The following is a 19,100-nucleotide window of genomic DNA, read 5'->3' as shown; positions in this document are numbered from 1 at the left end:
CAGTGTAACCAATCCTGTCATTCCGGCGAATATTGCGCGAGGCATTCATTTGCCGCCGGAACACCGACAGGGAATAGTACGATGACCATTACCGATCGCGGCCTTTTGCGCACCTTGGGCCTCGCGCTTCTGCTGACTGTGGCGAGTCAGATCTTCTACATCGCCGTCGTATCCAACGCGGGTGGCGATACCATGCTGCGACCGCTCACCTGGTTCACCGAACTTTTCGCGTTCTGCGCCGTGGCGGCAACGGGTCTTGCCCTATCGGCGCGGCTTCCGGGATCGGCGGTATTGTGGTCCGTGGTTGCCTTGTCCGGAGTCCTCAACACGCTGCAGGTGGGGATGGGCCTATCCATGTTCGGCCCGGCGATGGAGGCGGGCGAGACCGTCCCGCAATTGTTCTCGGCAATACTCGCCGGCGCGTTCTTCCTCTATTTCCTTGCCAAGCTCCTGCTCGGCCTTGCAGGCCTCGTTCTCGGCGCAAGGGCTTTGCACACAGGTGGCACGATGAATATTGCGCTCGGCGTGCTTGCGGTTTTGACAGGGCTTGCCGCCATCGGGCTGAACCTGTTGGCGATGATCGATGCCGAAAGCTGGCGATTTGCCGCCGGTGCGGCCGGAACGGCTGCCACGGCACTGGTCGGCGTACTCCTGCTGACCCGCGTGCCACTCGACCAGGCCCGGCAAGTGGCCGCATAACGCACGAAAATCCTTGTCATCGTGGCGCGGGGATGGGATTGCCGCCCGCGGATGATCGGGATGCCCTCATACCACGCCATCGCGGCGATGATCGTCACGATCTGGATGTTCGTAGCGTTTGCCCGGGGACGAATGTCGGTCGAGATTATCTCGCTGCTGACAATCGCCGTCATCGCGGTCGGCCTTTATTTCTTCCCCTTACCGGAAAGCCAGCCGACCGACGGGCTGGCGCTCGCTTTTTCGGGCTTCGGCCACTACGCGCTGATTACAATCTGCGCCCTGATGATCATGGGGCGGGGCCTGGTGGTAACAGGAGCGCTCGAGCCCGCTGCGCGGTTTCTGGAACGCCTGTTCAAGGTCAATTTGCAGCTGGGCCTGCTGTTCTCGCTGGTCGTGACTTTCCTCCTGTCGATGGGAGTCAACAACACGCCGGTCCTCGTCCTGCTGATGCCGATTTTCGTGCAGCTGGCAATGCGCGGGGCGATGGCGGCATCGAAGACGCTGATCCCGCTCAATGCCGCATCGCTTATGGGGGGTATGGCCACGACGATCGGGACATCGACCAACATTCTCGTGGTTTCGATCGCCGTCGACCTCGGCATGCCCGAGATGAGCGTGTTTCACTTCACGCCGATCGTGCTGCTCGCTTCGCTTGTCGCGCTGCCATTCGTCTGGATCGTGATGCCGCGCTTGCTGGGCGACAATCGCGTAAAGTCGGTCCATGCGCTTCGCTTGTTCGAAACGCGGCTGCGCGTCACCGAGGATTCGGTTCTCAACGGGCGCGAATTGTCCGAAGTCTCCTCGCGCCTGCCCGCCGGGATCGAGTTTCACGATGTTCCGGTCGGCCTGCTGCGGCCGCAACACCGCTTGCGCATGACAGGCACGCATGAAGCGATCGAGGAAGCGATGAACACGCTGCGCGGCGATGCCGCTCCCAGCTGGGTAATCGACCGTATTCGTCGCCGCTCCAGCGAGACGGGGATCGATATCGCCGTTGTGGAGATGATCGTCACCGCGGATTCGCGTCTTATCGGGCGGACGCTTCCGAGCTCCGGGATCGCCGATCTTTATGGTGTCGCTGTTATCGGGACGCACCGTCCGGACCGTCTGGTCGGCGAAAAGGAGCAATTCTCCGAAGGCGGCGATCACCGATTTGCCGAAGGCGACGTGCTGCTCGTCATGGGTTTGCCCGACGACATGGAGCATTTCGCGCGGACCGATAGTCTGCTGCAGCTGGAGGGGATACGCGAGCTGCCACGGCGTTCAAAGGCGACGCTGGCTGCCGTTATCATGGGCGGTTCGATCGCGCTTTCTTCTGTCGGCCTTGTCCCGATCGCGATTTCGGCGCTGGCGGGCGCGATTTTGATGTTCGTAACCGGGTGCGTGAAGTTCGACCGCGTGGGTCGTGGCCTGTCGGGCAGCGTCATCGTGCTGGTTGCGGCCAGTATCGCGCTGGGCCGCATCATTCTCGACAGCGGGGCGGCGGATTGGATCGGCACGGTCATGGCGGTCGGTCTCGACTACCTTTCGCCCGCGTTCGCCCTGGCGGCAATCATGCTCGCCATGACGTTTCTCACGAATTTCGCGTCCAATGCAACCGCCGCGACGGTGGGCACGCCGATCGCCTTCGCAATCGCCAGCAAGCTGGGCCTTCCGGCCGAGCCGCTGGTGCTGGCCGTGCTGTTCGGGTGCAATCTGTGCTACGCGACCCCGATCGCCTATCAGACGAACATGCTGATCATGGCGGAAGGATCGTACAAGTTTCAGGACTACGTCCGCACCGGCGTCCCGCTGGTCATCATCATGGTGACCGCGCTCTCGATCCTGCTGGTGCTCAGCTACAGCCTGTAGGGTTTTCGACGCGGCTGTGCTTACAAGGTACGATCTCAGAGGGGAACTCACACAATGCTTAGATCCGTTTCAACTTCGTTGGCCACGCTTGCTCTAGCGATTACCACGCCCGCCAGTGCGAACGATCTGCGTGCCGACCTACAGGCCGACATGCCCGAGCTCATGGAGCTTTACCGCGATCTCCACGCCAATCCCGAGCTGAGTTTCGAGGAACACGAAACCGCGGCCAAGCTCGCAAAGCGGATGCGCGCGCTGGGCTTCGAGGTGACCGAGGGGGTGGGCAAGACCGGCGTCGTCTCGGTCATGCGCAATGGCGAGGGGCCAACCGTCATGCTGCGCGCCGACATGGATGGCCTTCCCGTAGTCGAACAGACCGGCTTGCCCTATGCGAGCACCGCTACCGCGACACCCGAAAGCGGAGTTACGACAGGCGTTATGCATGCCTGTGGCCACGACACGCACATGGCCGGGTTCATCGGCGCGGCGCAGCTTCTGGCCGAGCGCAAGGACGAGTGGCAGGGCACGCTGGTGATGATCCTGCAGCCGGCGGAAGAGCTGGGCCTGGGCGCGATCGCGATGATCGAGGACGGGCTCTACACCCGCTTTCCCAAGCCCGACTATGCGCTGGCCTTCCACGATGCCGCCGCACCTGCCCCGGCGGGCACGATCGGATTTACGCCCGGTTATGCGCTAGCCAATGTCGACAGCGTCGATATCACGGTGAAAGGCATCGGCGGGCATGGCGCCTATCCGCACACTACTGTCGATCCGGTCGTGCTGGCCAGTTCGATCGTGATGAAGCTGCAGACCATCGTCAGCCGCAACTCCTCGCCGCTCGATCCGGCGGTGATCACCGTCGGCAGCTTCCATGCCGGCGCCAAGCACAACATCATTTCGGACGAGGCGAAGCTCCAGCTGACCGTCCGCAGCTATTCGGACGAAAGCCGCAAGCTCCTGCTCGACGGGATCGAGCGGGTCGCGCGCGGCGAAGCGATCACGGCGGGTTTGCCTGAAAATCTCATGCCGGAGATCAGCATAGAGGATCCCTATACGCCCTCGACCTTCAACGATGTCGAATTCACGAAAGAAAGGGCGGCGTCGTTCGCAGAACGGTTCGGCGAAGACCGGGTGGTAGAATGGCCTGCGGTGATGGGCGGTGAGGATTTCAGCCAGTTCCGCCGCGCCGATCCGGACGCGATCGACAGCATGATTTTCTGGATCAGCGGAACCCCGGACGCGATGCTTACGGCGCTGAAGGAAAACGGAACGCCTCTGCCGTCGCTTCATTCGCCCTTCTGGGCGCCAGATGCCGAAAAGGTCATCGCCACCGGTGCCGAGGCCCTGGCGAGCGCGGCGCTCGACCTGATGCCGCGTAAGGGCGGCTGAGGCATTCTCTGCAAAAATGTGGCCGCCGGAGCGTTTGGGGTCGCTCCGACGGCCGTATTCTCCTCCCCAGGAGAATTCTGCTGATTTAAGTCCGGATCAGCCCTCCGACGGCACGTAGGTACCGAGCCGGTGGTGCAACGCGTTGATCTTGGCCAGTTCCTCGCGGTCCTCGATCTGCCGGGCATAAGCCGTCAGCGCGGTGCGCAGCAGGCGGAAGTCGGCAGTCGAAAACAGGGCTCGGGCGCGGCCCGGTTCGGTTTTCCCCGGTTGTGTCTGGGGGGTGTCTTCGGTCATCGTGGTCATCCTTCCTCTCCTTACGCCGCGGCGAACTGGTTCATTGTATTGTTCTTGCCGCCAGCCTTGAGGGCTGCTTCGCCGGCGAAGTATTCCTTGTGGTCGTCTCCGATGTCGGAGCCGGCCATGTTCTGGTGCTTCACGCAAGCGATGCCCTGACGGATTTCCTCGCGCTGCACGTTCTTGACGTATCCGAGCATCGCCTGTTCCCCGAAGTATTCCCTCGCGAGATTGTCGGTGCTCAGCGCCGCCGTGTGATAGGTCGGCAGGGTGATGAGGTGGTGGAAGATGCCCGCCCGCTTCGCAGCGTCGCGCTGGAAGGTGCGAATCCGCTCGTCGGCTTCGGCGGCCAGATCGGTGCCGTCATAGTCGACGCTCATCAGCTTGTCGCGGTCGAAAGCGCTGACATCCTTGCCGGCTTCTGCCCATGCATCATAGACTTGCTGGCGGAAGTTCAGCGTCCAGTTGAAGCTGGGCGAGTTGTTGTAAACCAGCTTCGCATTCGGAATGACCTCGCGAATGCGGTCGACCATTCCGGCGATCTGTTCGATATGCGGCTTCTCGGTTTCGATCCACAGCAGGTCGGCCCCATGCTGGAGCGAGGTGATGCAGTCGAGCACGCAGCGATCCTCGCCGGTCCCCGAACGGAACTGGTAGAGGTTGCTGGGCAGGCGCTTGGGCGCCATCAGCTTGCCGTCGCGGCTGATGAAAACCTGGCCGTTGGTGATGGCGGCCGGATCGACTTCCTCGCAATCGAGGAAGCTGTTGTACTGGTCGCCCAGATCGCCCGGCTCGGTCGAATAGGCGATCTGCTTGGTCAGCCCTGCGCCGAGCGAGTCGGTACGCGCCACGATGATGCCGTCTTCGACACCCAGCTCAAGGAACGCGTAGCGGATCGCGCGGATCTTCTGGAGGAAGTCCTCGTGCGGAACGGTGACCTTGCCGTCCTGGTGGCCGCACTGCTTTTCATCCGAAACCTGGTTTTCGATCTGCAACGCGCAGGCACCGGCCTCGATCATCTTCTTGGCAAGCAGGTAGGTTGCCTCGGCGTTGCCGAAGCCGGCGTCGATATCGGCGATGATCGGCACGACGTGCGTTTCGTGATCGTCGATCGCCTTCTGCAGGCGCTGCGCTTCGACTTCGTCACCGTTATCGCGAGCGGTATCGAGATCGCGGAACATGCCGCCGAGCTCGCGGGCGTCGGCTTGCTTGAGGAAGGTGTACAGCTCCTCGATCAGCGCTGGCACGCTCGTTTTTTCGTGCATAGACTGATCGGGCAGGGGGCCGAAGTGGCTGCGCAGCGCGGCGACCATCCAGCCCGACAGGTAGAGATACCGGCGCTTGGTGCTGCCGAAATGCTTCTTGATCGAGATCATCTTCTGCTGGGCGATGAACCCGTGCCAGGTGCCGAGCGACTGCGTGTAATTCGCCGGGTCGCGGTCATAGGCTTCCATGTCCTTCCGCATGATCTTCGCGGTGTATTTCGCGATATCGAGACCTGTGCGAAAACGGTTCTGCACGACCATGCGCGCAGCACTCTCGGCGTCGATCGCTCCCCAGGGTGCGCCATTGGCAGCGATGGTTTCGTTCAGTTCCTTGATCCGGGCCTGGTAGGTCACGGGGATGCTCCTTGTGATATGGGGGCGTCATCGCCTCCTCGGCAAATTGCAGCGGCCGGCGGTTCGAGAACAGAGAAATTGACAAAATTTCTTGTCTATCCTCGCCTGATTGCGCTAGGTGAAGTGTAAACCAGTAAAGAAAGTTACAGATGGCTGATGAAGCGCTTTTTGCCGGACCTGCTATCCGCCGCCTCCGCAAGCGCGAAGGTCTGACCCAGGCAGCCACGGCAACGCGGCTCGATATCTCGCCAAGCTATCTGAATCTCATCGAACGCAACCAGCGGCCTCTCAGCGCGCGAGTGGTCATGCAGCTCGTCGAGCAGTTCGATTTCGACCCCCGCACTTTGCGCGAGGATGAAACGATCGGCGGCATCGATGGCATGATGCGCCGGCTTGCCGACGAACGCTTCAAGGATCTCGGGATCGATCGGGAGGAGGCGCAGGAGCTGCTCGCTGCCGCGCCGCAGGTGGCAGCTGCCTTCGCCCGGCTATACGACGATGCGTCCCCCGTCGCCGACCGTGTCGATGGGCCGCTGGCCGCCTCGCGCCGCGAAATCGAGAAATGGCGCAACCACTTTGCCGATCTCGACCTTGCTGCCGAGGAGCTTGCCGACGAAATCCGCCTGTCGCGCGGCGACATCGGCGTTGCCTTGTCGGAACGCCTCCGCGAACGGCATCAGCTCTCGGTCCGGATTCTGCCGCGAGACGTGATGCCCGACAGCCTGCGCCGCCTCGATCTCCACGCACGGCAGGTACAGCTTTCCGAAATGCTCGGCCATTCCTCGCGCAATTTCCAGCTCGCCCTGCAGATTGCGCAGCTTGAGCATCAGGACATGATCGATTCTATCGCCAAGGGAGCGCGCTTCGAGGATGAGGCGGCACGATCATTCTTCACCCGCCATCTTACTGGGTATTTCGCCGCCGCGCTGATCATGCCCTATGGGCGGTTCCTGCGCGCGTGCGAGGCTACGGGATATGATCTGCCCGTGCTCGAGAGGCGCTTCGGCGTCAGTTTCGAGCAGCTGGCGCACCGGTTGACCACGCTCCAGCGTGTGGGACAGCGGGGCTTGCCGTTTTTCATGGTCAGGCTGGACCGCGCAGGCCAGTTCTCAAAGACGTTCTCCGGGGCCAGCACCGCACGCTTCATCGATGCCGATACCAGCTGCCCCTTGTGGCACGTCCACCGCGCCTTCGAGCGGTCAGGGGAATTGCAGGTGCAGTTCGTGGCTCTCGACATTGCGGGCGAGCGGGAAGGGGGCTGGTTCACTCTGGCGCGCGCGGTCGAGGGACGCGGCGCGCCGGGCGAAGCGCAATTCGTGGTGGCGCTGGGGATCGAGGCGGTTCTGGCGGAAGGTCTTGCCCAGGCTCGCGGCGTTTCGCTGCGGTCCCAGGATGCGCAGCCGATCGGTCCGGGCTGCGCGCGATGCCACAGGATGCGCTGCAGCCAACGCTCGCTTCCACCACAAGGCAGGGGCCTGTCCTTCGACAAGGTGCGCCGCGGCAACACCCCGTTCGAGTTTGCCGGCGATTAACCAACAATCGACGCGCCTGCAGGAACCGTCCGCAGGAAACGGCTTTTCTGGCTCTCAGCAAGACAATACAAATTCTTGAGGAGGAACACTCGTGGTTGAAGAACGGATAACCGAAACGCGCACGCCGGACGGCAACACGCATACGACGCACACCGTGGTATCCGATCGCGCTGGAAGTGGCGGCGGCGCCAAATGGGTGCTCGTGGTGCTGCTGCTGGTCGCAGTGGTCGCTGGCGTGGTCTTTTTCTCGCAGGCGAGCGACGCCGAGATCGCCAAGGACAACGCCATTGCAGGTGCGGCAGAGGATGTTGGCAACGCAGCGTCGCAGGTCGGCGATGCCGCGCAGCAGGCGGGCGAAGCGGCCCAGGACGCAGTTCAGCAGTAACAATATTCGCATGTCGCGGGAAAGGCGGGGTGAAAGCTCCGCCTTTTCAGCGGTTTTTCCGCTTGTGTAAAATTTACCGACGCTTCATCCCTTGCTGCTAGTCAAGAATCCCGACACTAGCAATTTCGCGAGCGCGACCGGATGATCCGCGTCTTCAAGCACTATTTTTCCTACAACGTAGTGCTCCTGTCCCTGATCGACCTGGCCCTGCTGTTGGCAGCGGGCGAGTTCGCGTGGCAGCTGCGCATCGGACAGATCGGCTCCAGCAGTGGACCGCTCACCGAGCGCATGCCGGAGCTGGCAGGTTTCGCCCTCGTCGTGTGGGTCGCGATGATCGCCGTGGGCGCTTACACGCCCGACGCATTGCGCTCGATCCGTTTCGGCACCGCGCGGCTGCTCGTTGCCGTCAGCCTCGGCCTGATCGGGATCGCCTTCCTCAATTTCCTCGTTCCCGGCGCGGCTTTCTGGCGCTCCGTTCTTCTCTACGCGATGGCAATCGCGCTGGTGGGTCTCGTGGGCAATCGCCTTCTGGCTACGCGCCTGGTGGGGTCCGAGACCTTCCGGCGGCGTATCCTCGTCCTCGGGGCAGGTGAACGAGCGGACCGCCTGCAGCGACTTTCGCAGCGAGAGGGATCGGGCTTCACGCCCCTCGCTTTCGTCGACATGGGCGATTGCCCGCCCGTGGTCGATCGCGCCGTGCCGCGCGCAACGATCGGCGATCTCGGACAGTATGTCGAGCGCTTGGGTGCGCGCGAAGTCGTGCTTGCCTTGCAGGAACGACGCAACGCCCTGCCGCTCAAGGACCTATTGAGAGTGAAGACCAAGGGTGTCGCGATAAACGACTTCTCCAGTTTCCTTGAACGCGAGACCGGACGCGTCGATCTCGACACGCTCAATCCCAGCTGGCTCATCTTCTCGGACGGCTTTTCCGCGGGCAAGCGCATTTCGGCTGCCGGGAAGCGCCTGTTCGACATCGTCAGCAGCCTCTTGATCCTGATCGTCGGCTTGCCCCTGATCCTCGTGTTTGGTCTGGCTGTGAAGCTCGACAGCAAGGGCCCCATGTTTTTCCGCCAAAGGAGAATCGGCCTCTATGGCCAGCCATTCGAGGTCGTGAAACTGCGCTCCATGCGAACGGATGCCGAGGCCGATGGCGCCAAGTGGGCCGAGGAGGACGATCCGCGCATCACCCGTGTCGGACGCATCATCCGCAAGCTGAGGATCGACGAACTGCCGCAGCTTTGGGCAGTCCTGAAGGGGCATATGAGCTTTGTCGGCCCGCGCCCGGAAGTTCCACACTTCGTGTCCGAGCTGGAACGCGAACTGCCGTTCTATGCGGAGCGTCACGAGGTAAAGCCGGGCATTACCGGTTGGGCGCAGATCAACTTCCCCTATGGCGCGAGTATCGATGATGCGCGGCAGAAGCTGGAATACGACCTCTATTACGCAAAGAACTACACGCCCTTCCTCGACCTTCTGATCCTGCTGCAGACGGTGCGGGTCGTCATCTACCCGGAGGGTGCGCGCTGATGGGCCTCGCTGCAACCTCCGTCTATGCCGCCTATACGATCGGGGCCATCGTCTGCGCCATCTGCGCGGTCTGGCTCGCGAGCAAGGGCGATGCCGGCCGGAACGACCGGATTCCTGCGATCCTGGCCCTCGCACTGACTGCAAACTGGTGCATTGCGGCGGCGAGCTTCGATTCTTCGCGCGCGATCGTCGGCCTGACCGAAATCGCTCGCAACCTTGCCTGGCTGTTCGTTCTTTTCCGCCATTTCGCGAATGACGGCCGCGATGAAACCGTGCGGATCGTCCGGCCTGCCTTCGCCGTCCTGTGCCTGGTCGAGTTGCTGCACTTGCTGCTTCTTTTCATCGCCCAGAGAAATGCAGCATCGCCCCAGGTGGTCGGCATGGCATTCGAAACGGCGACGACGTTTAGGCTGTTCGTTGCGATCGGCGCGCTCGTGCTGGTTCACAACCTCTACGTCGGTGCTGCCGACGCCTCGCGGCAATTGTTGCGCTGGAACGCCGCCGCCCTGGCCGGCCTGTGGGCGTTCGAGCTCAACTATTACACGGTCGCTTACTTCCTCGGCAGCGCGCCTGTCGAAATGACGGCCTTGCGGGGAGTGGCGGCGGCGTTCGTCGCGGTGCCGTTCGCGCTCGGTTTCGCGCGCTCCTCAGCGGGGCTTGAATTCCGTCCGTCGCGCGCGGTCACTTTCCGTTTCCTCTCGCTCCTCCTCATAGGGGCCTATCTGCTCCTCATGCTGGGCATTGCGCGCTGGCTGGACATGGCCTCGGGCGATCTGGCGCGACTGGTGCAGGTCGGGCTGGTCATCGCTGCCGGTGCATTGGCACTGATCTGGCTCCCCTCGGCAGGACTGCGCGGTTGGTTGCGCGTCACGGCGGTGAAGCACCTTTTCAAGCATCGCTACGATTACCGGACGGAGTGGATACGCTTCACCAATACCGTCGGTCGCACGGGCTTCGATGAGACCAGCCTGTCGGAGCGCGCGATAAAGGCGCTTGCCGATATAACCGACAGCCCCTCCGGCCTGCTGTTTGCCTGCACTGACGAGGGCGACCTGGAGCTTGCGGCAGAGTGGCAGTGGCGCAAAACGCCGCTGGACGAAAACCGCCTTCCGGCTGCGCTGGCCCGTCTGCTGGAACAGCAGGAATTGATAATCGATTTCGACGAGGTTCGCGCCGGGATCGACCATTATGGCGAATGCGCGCTCATCCCCGCGGGACTGCGCAGCGACCGGACCATCTGGGCCGCCGTGCCTCTGCTCCATTTCGATCGGCTGGTCGGTCTCGCCATTCTTTCGCGCCCCGGCATTGCACGCAAGCTCGACTGGGAGGATTTCGACCTGCTCACCGTGGTGAGCCGGCAATTGGCAAGCTATCTTGCCGAAGAGGCAGGCCAGGCGGCATTGATCGAGGCCGGCCGGTTCGACGAATTCAATCGCCGGATGGCGTTCGTGATGCACGACATCAAGAATTTGTCGAGCCAGATGTCGCTCCTGCTGCGCAATGCGCAGAAGCATGCCGACAAGCCGGAGTTTCGCGAGGACATGCTGGTCACGCTGCGCAACAGCGCGGACAAGCTTAACAGTCTGCTTGCCCGGCTGGGTCGGTATGGCAGCAAGGACAAGCCTGTCTCGGGTGCCTTCGATCTCGCTGCAACAGCTCGTCGCGTGGTCGATCGGTTCCGCCAGAACCATCCGGTAGCTTTGCTCAGGGCAGAGCCCGCGCTGGTGATCGGAGACGAGGAAGGTGTCGAACAGGCTCTGATCCATCTGGTCCAGAATGCGGTCGATGCCAGCGACAGCGAAAGTTCGGTGGTCCTCGAAGTCTATGCCGACGGAGTGAACGGGAAATTGCAGATCATCGACAATGGCAAGGGCATGAGCCCGCAATTCCTGCGCAACGGATTGTTCAAGCCGTTTGTCTCTTCGAAAGAAGGCGGTTTCGGAATCGGGGCCTTCGAGGCCCGCGAAACGGTGCGCGCCATGGGCGGGCGGCTCGACGCGGAATCGCGCGAAGGGATCGGGTCGCGTTTCACGCTGACGCTCCCGCTGCAGGCCACTAGCCGCTTCATCGGGCTGGACCCGACAACCACGCGATATGAGGACGCATGATGGCGAGCGACAAGCCCAAACTGCTGGTCGTCGAGGACGACGAGGGGCTGCAGGCGCAGTTGAAGTGGGCCTATGACGATTACGACGTGGTCATCGCGGGCACTCGTGAAGCCGCGCTGGCCGCATTGCGCGCCGAGGAACCGGCAGTCGTGACCCTCGACCTCGGACTGCCGCCGGATCCGGACGGCACCAGCGAAGGTTTCGCCGTGCTGGATGCAATCATGGCGATGAAGCCCGATACGAAGGTCATCGTGGCATCCGGTCATGGTGCTCGCGAAAGTGCTCTGCGGGCCGTTGAACGCGGTGCCTATGATTTCTACCAGAAGCCGGTGGACATCGACGCTCTGGGCCTGATCGTCGATCGCGCCTTGCGCCTGCATCGCATCGAGGAGGAAAACCGGCGTCTTTCGGAAAAGGTCGGTGAGGACCAGACCGTCCTTGGCTCGATGATCACGGCCGCCCCCGAGATGGCCAAGGTTGCCCGCACGATCGAGCGGGTGGCTCCGACCAGCGTATCGGTCATGCTGCTCGGTGCCAGCGGGACCGGGAAGGAGCTTCTCGCGAAAGGGCTGCACGAGGCGAGCGAACGCCGGTCGGGTGCTTTCATCGCCATCAATTGCGCGGCGATCCCGGAAAACCTCCTCGAAAGCGAACTCTTCGGTCACGAAAAGGGCGCCTTCACCGGCGCGGTTAAGACGACCGAAGGCAAGATCGAACTGGCCGATGGCGGGACGCTATTCCTTGACGAGGTGGGCGACATACCGCTGCCCCTTCAAGTAAAGTTGCTGCGCTTCCTTCAGGAACGGACCATCGAGCGGATCGGCGGGCGCAAACCCATCCCGGTCGATACCCGGATCGTGAGCGCAACGCACCAGGATCTTGAGGCCATGATCGGCGAAGGCACCTTTCGCGAGGATCTGTTCTATCGCCTTGCCGAAATCGTCATCAAGGTGCCGACGCTGGCGCAAAGACCGGGCGATGCGGTGCTGCTGGCCAAGACCTTCGTCACGCGCTTTGCCCGGGAGATGAATCCTCAGGTGAAGGGATTTGCGCCCGATGCCCTTGCCGCCATCGATGGGTGGACCTGGCCCGGAAACGTGCGCGAGTTGGAAAACCGGGTGAAGCGGGCCGTCATCATGGCCGATGGCAAGCTGATCGGTGCCGAGGATCTCGATCTCGATAATACGGGTGAGGAAGGCGAGGATCTGGCGCTAAATCTCAAATCCGCGCGCGAACAGGCGGATCGCAAGATGATCCGCAAGGCGCTCGCCCGGAGCGAGGGGAATATTTCCAATACGGCCAAGCTGCTCGGGATCAGCCGCCCTACGCTGTATGACCTGCTCAAGCAGTATGATTTGCAGACCTAGACGATTTCTGAGGCTCGCCGGCGTCCTGGCGGCCGTGACGGCGCTCGCGGGATGCGAGCCCGCGCCGTCGACCGCTGCCTCGGTCGAGCTTGCCAAACGACAGCTTGCTGCCGGCAATCCGCAGGATGCGCGGATCGTCCTGCAAAGGGCGCTGGTCGAGGGCACGCCCGAGGCGGACGTGGCCGCCTATCTTGGCGAAGCAGCGCTGCAGCGTGGCGATCTGGCAGAAGCCGCCCGGTGGCTGGAGCCCGAGGTGTTTTCCGCTGGAACCGAGGCGCTTGGATTGCGGATGATCGGGCGCCTCGAAATGGCGCGTGCGAATCTGGAAGCGTCCGGGCGCGCCTATGACAGGGCCCTTCGCCTCGACCCGCAGGATCCGGAGCTGTGGGTCGATATCGGGCGCTTGCGTTTCGAAGGGGGCGAGCAGGCGCAGGCGATCGACGCCGCCGAACGTGCGCTGGCCCTCGCGCCGCAAAATGCTTCGGCCTTGCAGTTTCGCGGACAATTGCTGCGCGACGCCGAGGGCCTCGTGCCTTCCCTGAATTGGTTTGCGGCGGCGGTGGACCAGCATCCCGCCAATCGTGAACTGCGTCTGGACTATGCCGCCACGCTGGCGGATGCAGGGCAGGCGAGGGAGGCACTTGCGGTCCTGCGTGCCGGGGGGGATAGCGTCTTGCTGTCTTCTCAAGGCCTGTTCGTGCAGGCAGTTATTGCGGCGCGAGGCGGCCGTTTCCCGCTGGCCCGGGCGTTGCTGCAGCGATCGCAATTCGATCAGGAGGGGCGCCCCGCAGCGATCATGTTGTCCGCCATCGTCGACATGCAGAACGGCAATTTCGACAGTGCCGCGCAGCAGCTGGACCGATTGACCAGACGCCAGCCGGACAACGTTCGCGCAGTCGAATTGCTTGCCCTCGCGCTGTCCCGCAGCGGCAGCGACAAGGAACTGGTGCGCCGCTTTGCCGCGCGGGCCGCGGGGCCATCCGGCTCTCCGCATCTGAGAGTCCTTGTCGGACGAGCGTATGAGGCGATGGGGGATCGTGCCGCCGCAGCCCGATTCCTCGACCTCGCCGCAATGGCTCCGCAAAGACTTGCGCCGCTACCCACCGAAGCGCCGCTGGAGACGCTTGTTCCGCGCGGAGGAAGCGGCGGCCAGACGCGCGACTACGTGCGTGCCGCGCTTGCCGGTCGCACCCGTGGCCAGGCGATTTCCAGCGCGCGGGATTTCGTGCGCAACTATCCTGGTTCAGGCGATGGCTACGCCATTCTCGGCGATGCCGAACTGGCGGCGGGCGATCGGGCCGCTGCTCGCCGCGCATATTCGCGCGCCGCCAATATTCGTCAGCCGTGGCCTCTGGCCCTGCGCCTGGCAGGCAGTCAGGCAACGCCGGAAGATGCGGCAGCCTTACTGGAGCGTTTCGTCCGATCGAATCCGTTGAACGGACACGCAGCCGCCCTGCTTGCGGATGCCTATGCAGCGCAGGGGAAATGGTCGGTCGCAGCGCAATTGCTCGACCATGCCATCCTGCACGGGCAAGCTCGCGTTCCATGGGTCCTGTCGGCGCGTGCCCTGGTCGCCGCGCAACTCGGACAGCCTGACGAGGCCATTGACTTCGCGATCGAGGCTCACGACCTGCAGCCGCTCAATCCGCGGTCGGTCGCGGCCTTGCTCGCGGTTTTGCCCCCGGCGGAGGTCACGGCGCGCGCAGATCTTTATGCAAAGCTGGAGTCGCTCACGTCGGACTGAAGGCTCGACAAGCGCCAAGCCAAGGCACAGAGCGCTCCGATGGCTTTGCGAACCGTTCTTGCCGATCCCATGCTGCGTATGCTTGCGGGTGCAGTCGCGCTAGCTGCGATTGTTCCTGCCATCGGGGAAGGCCGGGCGGCCGCGCAGGCAGTTGCGAACGCCGCTATCTTCATCCTGTTTCTGCTCAATGGGTTGCGAATAGCGCGTAGCGAAATCGCTATGGGCGTCAGAAACTGGCGCTTCTTGCTACCGCTGGTCTTGTGGGTGTTCGGTGCCATGTCGCTTGGTGGGCTGGCTCTGGCTACCATCGGGGCGCAAACCCTCGCTCCTGCGGTGGCCCTGGGGTTCCTCTATCTCGGAACTCTGCCGTCCACTGTGCAGTCGGCCACCTCCTATACTTCGCTGGCAGGTGGCAATATCGCCCTGTCGGTCGTCGGTGCCGCCCTGCTCAATATTCTGGGCGTTTTCGTGACCGTGCCGATCTTTCTGGCTCTCGGAGGAAGCGGCAGCGGCGCCGTCGGTTTTGAGGTGATCGGTAAGATCATGATCTTGCTGGTCCTGCCTTTCGCCATTGGGCAATTGCTCCAAACGCATGCGAAGCAATTCATCGGCCGGCACAGGCAAAAGATCGCCTGGGTGGACAGGTTTGCCATTGCCGCAGCCGTCTACGTCGCATTCTCGGGCGCGGTCGAACAGGGCATCTGGCAACGCCTGAGTGGTGTAGACTGGCTTGTCATCCTCCTTCTCGTTCTTGTGTTTCTGGCGATTGCCAATGCCGGAGCTTGGTTCGCATCGGGCGTGCTGAGGCTCACGCGCGGCGACAGGATCGCGTTCCTGTTCGCCGGCGCTCAGAAAAGCGCGGCGGTCGGCGCGCCGCTGGCGACCATTCTTTTCGCGCCAAGCGACGCCGGCTTTATCGTGATCGCGCTACTGCTGTACCATTTCGCGCAGCTTGTGGTGGCGGCCCCAATCGCTAGTCGGCTGGCTGTGTCACCGCGTCATGCGGATAGCGGCGATTGTGCCGCACCGACCACCAGAAGCTGAGGCCGATCAGAACAGCGCCGAGCAGGCCCGTGATCGTTTCGGGGATATGGTAGCGCGCGGACAGCAGCATGATGATCCCCAGCACAATGATTGCCCAGAAAGCGCCATGCTCGAGATAACGATACTGCGCCAACGTACCGGTGCGTACCAGATGGATGGTCATCGAGCGCACGAACATGGCGCCGACCGACAGGCCGAGCGCGATTACGATCATGTTATTCGACAAGGCGAAGGCCCCGATAACACCGTCGAAGCTGAAGCTCGCGTCGAGCACTTCGAGGTAGAGAAAACCTCCGAGACCCGATTTGACGATCTCGCCCGCAGCTTTCTTGGCTGCTTCGCGCTCTTCGATGATGGCCGCTATCGCGTGCACGGCAATAAAGGTGACAAGGCCGAGGATCGCGGCCGTCAAAAAGGTGATCGTGTCGTCTGCAGGTAGTGCGGTCGACACGGTATAGACGAGAACGAGGACAAGCCCGATCTCCACCGCAGGGACGTTCGAGAACTTGTTGATCGCTTTCTCGATCGCGGAAATCCAGTGCACTTCCTTGTCATTGTCGAAGAAGAAGGTGAGGCCGACCATCGCCAGGAAGGCTCCCCCGAACCCGGCGATCCCGACATGGGCCTCCGACACGATCCGCTCGTATTCGGCCGGATCGTTCAAGGACAGTGAGACGGCCTCGATCGGGCCGACCTGCGCGGCAATGGCGACAATAGCGATCGGGAAGACAATGCGCATGCCGAATACCGCGATCAATATGCCGATAGTCAGAAAGCGCTGCTGCCAGACCGGATCCATGTCGCGCAGCACGGTGGCATTGACCACTGCATTGTCGAAACTCAGAGAAACCTCGAGGATCGATAGCACGATCACGATCCACAGGACCGACAGCATGCCGCCGATCGTGCCGCTGCTAGCCCAGCCATACCAGGCCCCTAGGCCGAGGCAGACGGCCGTAAAGCCGAGCGAAAACGCGTAATAGCGAAGCAGCGTATCCATAAATTGTCCGGTAATCAGCTTATCGGCTGGTAAGTCTGGTCTGGACCGGGGAAGCTTCGCGAACGCACCTCCTCGGCATACTGGGCGACGGTTTTCTCGATCACGTCGCCGATCGCCGCGTATTTCTTTACGAAGCGCGGGACGCGTTCGAACATTCCGAGCATGTCTTCGGTAACGAGAACCTGGCCATCGCATTGCGCCGAGGCGCCAATGCCGATTGTTGGGCAGGAGACAGCCTTGGTCGTCTCGATAGCGATGGGTTCGACGACGCCCTCGATAACGATGGCAAAGGTGCCTGCCTCGTCGAGCGCACGCGCGTCCGAGACGATCTTTTCAGCCTCGGCCTCGCTGCGCCCACGTGCCATGTATCCGCCCAGCACATTCACCGCCTGCGGGGTAAGGCCGACATGTCCCATCACAGGGATGCCGCGCTGGTTCAGGAATGCCACTGTTTCGGCCATCTGCGCCCCGCCTTCCAGCTTGACCGCCGCAGCGCCCGATTGCTTCAGGAGATAGGCCGCGCTTTCGAACGCCTGTTCTTTCGATGCCTCATAGGAGCCGAAGGGCATGTCTACCACCACGACCGCGTGGTAACTGCCGCGCACGACAGCTGCGGCATGATTGGCCATCATTTCCATAGTGACGGGTATCGTCGAGGGCAGACCGTAAATGACCTGCCCGAGAGAGTCGCCGACGAGCAGGATATCGCAATGCGCGTCCAGCAACTGTGCCTGGCGCGCCGTGTAGGCGGTCAGCATCACGAGCGGTTGCTCGACCGTGCCGCCTTTCTTGTGCGCCCTGATTTTGGGCACGGTGAGGCGCTTCATCGGTTGCGGCGTGGGATTCGCCCGGCTGGTCGATGTATCGAGTTGGAAGGTCGTGGACATTGACATGCCCCTAGCAAGCCGGGGAGCGAAGGCAAAGCGGCGCTTGGAATCCAGTCCGATTATGTGTTTAAGGGCGCCCACGGGAACGGGCGGCAGAGGGGCCGCCGTCCAGAGAGGAAAAGACGATAATGGTCGCCACCACCACTTCGACCGGCGAAGGCTGGTCATCCCGCTCGGCTTTCATTCTGGCATCGGTGGGAGCTGCCGTAGGTCTTGGCAATATCTGGCGGTTTCCGACCCTTGCGGGCGAAAGCGGTGGCGGTGCCTTCGTCCTCTTCTACATTGCCTGCGTTTTCCTCCTTGGCCTGCCCCTGGTGCTTTCCGAGATTTTCATCGGTCGCGTAGGCCAGACCGATGCAGTGGGTTCCATCCGCAGGGTAGCTGGCCAGTCCAACGCATCGCCTGCATGGTCGATCTTCGGCGGCATCGGGGCGCTGGCGGCTTTTCTTATCGTCTCCTTCTACTCGGTCGTAGCGGGTTGGGTGCTCTATTATTCAGGCGTCATGGGGGCCGATCTGGTCGATGCCATCATGTCCGGCGACCCGTTCCGGGGGGCCTTGGTGGGCGAAGACGAGGCGCAGATCCAGCAGCGCCTCGGTGACATGTTCGCCAATCCCGGCCTCCTGCTCGCGATGCACTTCGCTTTTATGGGCCTCACCTTGTTCATCGTCGCGCGCGGCGTGAGCTCGGGCATCGAAAAGGCGGCAACCTATCTGATGCCACTGTTTTTCGTCCTGCTTGTCGGCCTCGTGGTTTACGGGGCGATCGAGGGCGATATCGGTGATGCCGTCACATTCCTTTTCACACCCGACTGGTCAAAACTGACTCCGCAAGTGATGAACTCGGCGCTGGGACAGGCACTTTTCTCACTGTCGCTCGGCGTTGCCGGACTCATCACTTATGGGTCTTACATCAAGGAAGGTAGCGGACTGGGGCCGACTTCGGCGCTCATCGCACTTGCCGATACGAGCGTGGCATTGCTTGCGGGCCTCATGATTTTCCCGATCGTGCTGGCAGTCGGGCTCGATCCTGCGGCGGGGCCGACGCTGGTGTTCCAGACGCTGCCGTTCGCTTTCCAGACCATGCCGGCCGGGGCGCTGTTCGGTTTCCTGTTCTTCGTCCTGATCCTCGTGGCTGCGATCACCAGCTCGATTTCGTTGCTCGAAGTGCCGACTGCTTGGGGTATCGGCGAGCGCGGCTGGAGTCGCCACAAGTCGGCCTTGATCTTCGGCGGCGGCGCCTTCGTGATCGGGATCGCCTGCCTGCTGGGCTACAATGTGTGGGCCGATGTCCGGCCACTCGGCTTCTGGTCGTTGTTCGAAAACACCGACATTCTCGACACGGTCGATGGATTTACCGGCAAGGTCATGCTGCCGATCGGCGCCTTGCTCACCTCGATCTTCATCGGATGGAAGGCCGACACGACGCTGCTGCGCTCGACCACCGGCCTTTCGCCGGTGGCTTTTGGCATCTGGCGGTTTCTCATCGCGTGGCTGTGCCCGATCGCAGTGGCGATTATCCTCGTGACCGGATTGTTCCCCAGCATTCTGCCCTCCTGACATTTTGCGCTAGGCGACCGCAAAATTTCCGAGTAATCGGCAGCTTCCGGCTGTCCGAGCGGGGAGGTTTCCGCGGCGATCCGGTGGAGCCTGCACGC

15 protein-coding genes are annotated in these 19,100 nt (G+C 62.5%); 11 read left to right on the top strand and 4 right to left on the bottom strand.

Annotated elements, in window-relative coordinates:
• Positions 1 to 81: 81 nt before the first annotated feature.
• The 3 genes from P8Q88_RS09960 to P8Q88_RS09950 are packed head-to-tail and all read left to right on the top strand — an operon-like array spanning position 82 to position 3,936.
• Complete coding sequence (locus tag P8Q88_RS09960; protein ID WP_278323688.1) at positions 82 to 699, top strand: hypothetical protein; 618 nt, start codon at positions 82 to 84, stop codon at positions 697 to 699.
• A gap of 60 nt (positions 700 to 759) precedes the next feature.
• Positions 760 to 2,550 (top strand): SLC13 family permease, encoded by a 1,791-nt coding sequence (locus P8Q88_RS09955; RefSeq protein WP_347569011.1) that lies wholly within the window; start codon positions 760 to 762, stop codon positions 2,548 to 2,550.
• Positions 2,551 to 2,604: 54 nt separating this feature from the next.
• Positions 2,605 to 3,936, top strand: a complete 1,332-nt coding sequence (locus tag P8Q88_RS09950) for an amidohydrolase (protein WP_278323685.1) — start codon at positions 2,605 to 2,607, stop codon at positions 3,934 to 3,936.
• A gap of 96 nt (positions 3,937 to 4,032) precedes the next feature.
• Here the strand turns inward: P8Q88_RS09950 and P8Q88_RS09945 are convergent, their stop codons facing one another.
• Both P8Q88_RS09945 and P8Q88_RS09940 read right to left on the bottom strand, forming a co-directional pair.
• Entirely contained in the window at positions 4,033 to 4,239 is a 207-nt protein-coding gene (locus tag P8Q88_RS09945; protein ID WP_446532556.1) for a hypothetical protein, read from the bottom strand.
• Positions 4,240 to 4,250: 11 nt separating this feature from the next.
• Positions 4,251 to 5,849 (bottom strand): isocitrate lyase, encoded by a 1,599-nt coding sequence (locus tag P8Q88_RS09940; protein WP_278323684.1) that lies wholly within the window; start codon positions 5,847 to 5,849, stop codon positions 4,251 to 4,253.
• A 149-nt stretch (positions 5,850 to 5,998) separates the two neighbouring features.
• Between P8Q88_RS09940 and P8Q88_RS09935 the strand changes: the two genes are divergently transcribed.
• From P8Q88_RS09935 to P8Q88_RS09905, 7 genes are all read left to right on the top strand, one after another.
• Positions 5,999 to 7,381 carry a helix-turn-helix domain-containing protein gene (locus P8Q88_RS09935; RefSeq protein WP_278323683.1) on the top strand — a complete coding sequence of 461 codons (1,383 nt, stop codon included), beginning with the start codon at positions 5,999 to 6,001 and terminating at the stop codon, positions 7,379 to 7,381.
• Between the two features lie 91 nt (positions 7,382 to 7,472).
• Positions 7,473 to 7,766, top strand: coding sequence for a hypothetical protein (locus P8Q88_RS09930; RefSeq protein ID WP_278323682.1), 294 nt, complete (start codon positions 7,473 to 7,475; stop codon positions 7,764 to 7,766).
• 141 nt (positions 7,767 to 7,907) lie between these two features.
• Complete coding sequence (locus P8Q88_RS09925; protein ID WP_278323681.1) at positions 7,908 to 9,293, top strand: TIGR03013 family XrtA/PEP-CTERM system glycosyltransferase; 1,386 nt, start codon at positions 7,908 to 7,910, stop codon at positions 9,291 to 9,293.
• Positions 9,293 to 11,401 carry an XrtA/PEP-CTERM system histidine kinase PrsK gene (prsK, locus tag P8Q88_RS09920; RefSeq protein ID WP_278323680.1) on the top strand — a complete coding sequence of 703 codons (2,109 nt, stop codon included), beginning with the start codon at positions 9,293 to 9,295 and terminating at the stop codon, positions 11,399 to 11,401. The genes P8Q88_RS09925 and prsK overlap by 1 nt, the downstream gene beginning before the upstream one ends.
• On the top strand, positions 11,401 to 12,768 hold the full coding sequence (prsR, locus tag P8Q88_RS09915) for a PEP-CTERM-box response regulator transcription factor (protein WP_278323679.1): 1,368 nt from the start codon (positions 11,401 to 11,403) through the stop codon (positions 12,766 to 12,768). The genes prsK and prsR overlap by 1 nt, the downstream gene beginning before the upstream one ends.
• A 34-nt stretch (positions 12,769 to 12,802) precedes the next feature.
• Positions 12,803 to 14,512: a tetratricopeptide repeat protein gene (locus tag P8Q88_RS09910; protein ID WP_278323678.1), complete on the top strand. Its 1,710-nt coding sequence runs from the start codon at positions 12,803 to 12,805 to the stop codon at positions 14,510 to 14,512.
• 39 nt (positions 14,513 to 14,551) lie between these two features.
• On the top strand, positions 14,552 to 15,556 hold the full coding sequence (locus tag P8Q88_RS09905; protein ID WP_278323676.1) for a bile acid:sodium symporter family protein: 1,005 nt from the start codon (positions 14,552 to 14,554) through the stop codon (positions 15,554 to 15,556).
• Here the strand turns inward: P8Q88_RS09905 and P8Q88_RS09900 are convergent.
• Positions 15,486 to 16,556: a DUF475 domain-containing protein gene (locus P8Q88_RS09900; RefSeq protein ID WP_278323675.1), complete on the bottom strand. Its 1,071-nt coding sequence runs from the start codon at positions 16,554 to 16,556 to the stop codon at positions 15,486 to 15,488. The genes P8Q88_RS09905 and P8Q88_RS09900 overlap by 71 nt on opposite strands.
• Positions 16,557 to 16,570: 14 nt before the next feature.
• On the bottom strand, positions 16,571 to 17,443 hold the full coding sequence (gene panB, locus P8Q88_RS09895) for a 3-methyl-2-oxobutanoate hydroxymethyltransferase (protein WP_278323674.1): 873 nt from the start codon (positions 17,441 to 17,443) through the stop codon (positions 16,571 to 16,573).
• A gap of 128 nt (positions 17,444 to 17,571) precedes the next feature.
• Between panB and P8Q88_RS09890 the strand changes: the two genes are divergently transcribed.
• Positions 17,572 to 19,002, top strand: coding sequence for a sodium-dependent transporter (locus tag P8Q88_RS09890; protein ID WP_278323673.1), 1,431 nt, complete (start codon positions 17,572 to 17,574; stop codon positions 19,000 to 19,002).
• The last annotated feature ends 98 nt before the right edge of the window (positions 19,003 to 19,100 follow it).

Origin of the sequence: Qipengyuania marincola (assembly GCF_029688625.1) — a bacterium.
Classification (GTDB): domain Bacteria; phylum Pseudomonadota; class Alphaproteobacteria; order Sphingomonadales; family Sphingomonadaceae; genus Qipengyuania.
This window is presented reverse-complemented; position numbering and strand designations above follow the sequence as displayed.